The organism is Synechococcus sp. WC101 (assembly GCF_047461555.1).
In the GTDB taxonomy this organism is placed as follows: Bacteria; Cyanobacteriota; Cyanobacteriia; order Thermostichales; family Thermostichaceae; genus Thermostichus.
In genome coordinates this window covers 1-3,563 of sequence record NZ_JANSHG010000198.1, presented here as the reverse complement: position 1 = coordinate 3,563, position 3,563 = coordinate 1, and the positions used below count along the sequence as shown (strand labels likewise).

6 protein-coding genes are annotated in these 3,563 nt (G+C 60.7%); 3 read left to right on the top strand and 3 right to left on the bottom strand.

What is annotated here, in order from left to right; all coding sequences use genetic code 11:
- The 3 genes from NW809_RS11305 to NW809_RS11295 form a co-directional block, all read right to left on the bottom strand.
- On the bottom strand, positions 1-209 hold a 209-nt coding region (locus tag NW809_RS11305), incomplete at its 3' end, for a hypothetical protein (protein WP_414402172.1).
- Positions 210-221: 12 nt separating this feature from the next.
- Positions 222-1,517: a beta-ketoacyl-ACP synthase II gene (fabF, locus tag NW809_RS11300; RefSeq protein WP_414402171.1), complete on the bottom strand. Its 1,296-nt coding sequence runs from the start codon at positions 1,515-1,517 to the stop codon at positions 222-224.
- Positions 1,518-1,584: 67 nt separating this feature from the next.
- On the bottom strand, positions 1,585-1,830 hold the full coding sequence (locus NW809_RS11295; RefSeq protein WP_011431644.1) for an acyl carrier protein: 246 nt from the start codon (positions 1,828-1,830) through the stop codon (positions 1,585-1,587).
- Positions 1,831-2,061: 231 nt separating this feature from the next.
- Here NW809_RS11295 and rpsF point away from each other — a divergent pair, with 231 nt between their 5' ends.
- The 3 genes from rpsF (at position 2,062) to NW809_RS11280 (ending at position 3,494) form a co-directional block, all read left to right on the top strand.
- Positions 2,062-2,352 (top strand): 30S ribosomal protein S6, encoded by a 291-nt coding sequence (gene rpsF / locus NW809_RS11290; RefSeq protein WP_011431645.1) that lies wholly within the window; start codon positions 2,062-2,064, stop codon positions 2,350-2,352.
- A gap of 87 nt (positions 2,353-2,439) precedes the next feature.
- On the top strand, positions 2,440-2,838 hold the full coding sequence (locus NW809_RS11285) for a single-stranded DNA-binding protein (protein WP_414402170.1): 399 nt from the start codon (positions 2,440-2,442) through the stop codon (positions 2,836-2,838).
- Between the two features lie 26 nt (positions 2,839-2,864).
- Positions 2,865-3,494: a M14 family zinc carboxypeptidase gene (locus tag NW809_RS11280; RefSeq protein ID WP_414402169.1), complete on the top strand. Its 630-nt coding sequence runs from the start codon at positions 2,865-2,867 to the stop codon at positions 3,492-3,494.
- Positions 3,495-3,563 lie beyond the last annotated feature (69 nt).

Here is a 3,563-nt window from a genome sequence, read left to right as displayed (position 1 = left end):
TCTGGATAGAGCTGCGGATGGTTTTGCTTTAGCCAACTCAGCAGCCGCGCCAACTGGGCGGCGCAGAGATCCAGATCGGCCTGAAAAATCACTGCCGCCGCCATGTGCTGGGCGTATTCAGGGGGATGGCCCTGCTGCGTCAGCTCCGCCGTCAAGGCGGCCAGGGCCTGCTGGCGAACAGAGGGGGCGGAGCCTTCAGAAGTGGACATGGGCAGGATCCCTTAGTTGGAAGAGTAGCGGCGCAGGGCCAGGGTCACGTTATGCCCCCCAAACCCGAAGGCATTGACCAGGGCCACGTCAACGGCCATCTGCCGCGCCTTATGGGGGACAAAGTCCAGCCCCTCGCACTCGGGGTCGAGGTTGTCCAGGTTGAGGGTAGGGGGAACCCAGCCGTGGTGGATGGCCAGGGCCGTCGCCACGGTGGCAACGCCGCCTGCTCCCCCCAACAAATGGCCCGTCATGGACTTGGTGGCGCTGATGGCCAGGCGAGGGGCGTGCTCCCCGAAAACCGCCCTGATGGCTTGCACCTCGGCTACATCCCCCACCGGTGTGCTGGTGGCATGGGCATTGATGTGCTGCACCTCCTCAGGCCGGATCCCGGCATCTTTAAGGGCTAGCCGCATCGCGCGGGCAGCACCTTCGCCCGCGGGGGCGGGATTGGTGATGTGGTGGGCGTCGCAGGTGAGGCCGTAGCCGACGATCTCGGCATAGATCTTGGCGCCGCGAGATCGGGCGTGTTCCAACTCCTCCAGCAGCAGGATCCCCGCCCCTTCCCCCATGACAAAGCCATCCCGATCCCGGTCAAAGGGCCGACAGGCCTGTTCGGGGGCGTCGTTGCGGGTGGAAAGAGCCTTCATGGCGCTGAACCCCGCCACCGAGAGGGGAGTCACTGCCGCTTCTGTGCCCCCCGTAATGGCCACCTGCACTTCCCCCCGCTGGATGAGCCGGAAGGCATCGCCGATGGCGTTGGAGCCAGAAGCACAGGCCGTCACCGTACAGGAGTTAGGCCCCTTGGCGCCAAAGCGAATGGCCACGTGGCCTGCTGCCATGTTGGCGATCATCATCGGCACCATGAAGGGGCTACAGCGATCCGGCCCCTTTTGCAGGTAGATGGTCTGCTGCTCTTCCAAAACCCGGATGCCGCCGATGCCGGTGCCCAAGATCACCCCCACCTGCTCAGCGTTGAGATCGGTAATGCGAAATTGGGCATCCTCCAGCGCCTGTTGGGTGGCGGCCAGGGCCAGATGGACAAAGCGATCAGTGCGCTTGACGTCCTTGCGATCCAGGTAGTCGAGGGGATCAAACCCCTTCACCTCCCCGGCAATGCGGCACTCGTGGCGAGAGGCATCGAAGTGGGTAATTGGCCCAATACCAGAGCGGCCTGCCAGCAAGCTCTGCCAGAACTCGCCAGGAGAATTGCCAAGGGGGGTTATCGCCCCTAGCCCCGTGATGACAACACGGCGATGGAAGTTGGATGGGATGGACATAGGAGCGGCGGCAGGATCCACGACAACCATGAGCAGTTTCGACCCGGTACCCTCCGGTTAGAAGGAAGGCAAGCCGGCAGAATTGCCCTCTCCCAGGCTAGGCAGCTTTCTTAGAGAGGATGTAGTTGACGGCATCCTGCACAGTGGCAATGCCCTCCGCATCTTCATCGGGGATTTCCAGATCGAACTCCTCCTCGAAGGCCATGACCAGCTCCACCGTATCGAGGCTGTCGGCTCCTAGGTCGTTCTGGAAATTAGCTTCCAGGGTTACTTTGTCGTCCTCTACGCCTAGTTGATCGGACACGATCTTGCGAACACGGCTGTAAACTTCATCTGCGCTCATGCTTGGAACCCTAGATATCGATCGACTGAGAGTGTCTTGGTTAAGCCAACCGGCAGCTATCGAAGTATCCCCTATTGTATCGGACAACGGATCCCCTCTTGTGAAGAGGCTTGCTTTTGTCGCTGCAGAGGGGTGGAGAATTGAGCTGTGGCCCTTTTCGATTGTCGCAAAGAGAAGCTAGGATAGCCTACTGCACCTTTTGATTTGGATTCCCAAGGAGAACTGGCTTCCATGCCCCGCGCCTATGAGACAATGCTGATCGTGCGCCCCGACCTCTCGGACGAACCCTTGCAACAACTCCTCACCGAGCAGGAATCGCTCCTACGAGAAAACGGGGCAACTGGCCTGGAAATTACCAACAGAGGCAAGCGCCGCTTTGCCGGGTTTGAGATGAAGAAGTTCAAGGAAGGCCTCTACATCCAGTTCAACTACGAGGCCGAGCCAAGGACAGTGGCCACCTGGGAGAAAAATCTGCGCATCAACGAGAGCATCCTGCGCTACATGACTCTGCGCGTGAACTAGGTTGACGGGATCCGGGTCTGGAGGCATGGTAAAGGTAGTTGAGCTGCCTTCTTTTAACGCCCCAATAGACTTTACAGTGGCTCTGTCATGAACTCGATTGTCTTGATGGGGGAAGTGGCCAGCGAGCCGGAGCTGCGCTACACTCCCGACAACCTGGCCGTTACCTCACTGGTGCTGCGCTTTCCCAGCTTGCGCCCGGAGGAGCCACCGTACCAAGTGCGGGTTGCCTCTTTTGGAGAGCTGGCCCAGCGGGTGGTGGACACCTGCCGCGTGGGGGATCAGATCACGGTGGAGGGCCAACTGCACATGAATGTGGTGGAGCGGGATGGGCGTAAGGAAAAGTTGGCCGAGATCACCGCGCGTCGCGTCCACCAACTGGGATCGGCGCGGGTTCTCTCTCTGACGGGGATGGGTGAGTCTGCAACTGTGGACTCCTCTGAAGGAGGGGGGGCTTCCCCAGCGGAGCCGGACGATATTCCGTTCTAGCGGTGCAAGTTTTGCTGGGATCCCCTATGTTGCCAAGACTGGGCGCCGGTGAGCCCTTGGCATCTCTGCAAGTGATCGGCCACTCGGTGCAGGGGCGTCCCATTTACCTTTGGCAGCTCACCCAGGGGATCCGCCCCTTGCTGCTGGTCGGCGGCGTACATGGCGATGAGGTGGAAGGCTATGCCCTGATCGAGCGCTACGTGGCTTCTGGGAAATGGAGATCCTTGGAGGGCAGGGCTGCGCTTTGGGCGATCCCATGCCTGAACCCGGATGGCTGTGCCCTAGGGCAACGGCTCAACGCCAACGGTGTGGATCTCAACCGCAATCTGCCCACGCAAGATTGGATCGCGGCTTCTTTGGAAGCTCGCTATCCGCCGGGAGCGGCCCCAGGCTCCGAGCCGGAGACACAAGCGTTGTTGGCGAGTTTGGCCCAGATTCGACCCCGATTTGTCCTTTCTACCCACTCCTGCCAGAACGATCCCTACGTGAACTACAATGGCCCTGCCCTTGAGCTGGCTCAGGTGATGGCTGCTCGCAACGGCCTGCCGGTAACCGACGACATCAGCTATCCCACCCCTGGCTCTTTGGGCACCTGGGCGGGGCAGGAACGGCGGATCCCCACCCTGACGCTGGAACTGCTGCGCAGGCGGTGTTAGAGTGGACAGCCCAGGAGGATGAGTTCTGACCTGTGTCAAGATCTCTGAACTTTCATTGCCAATCCGACA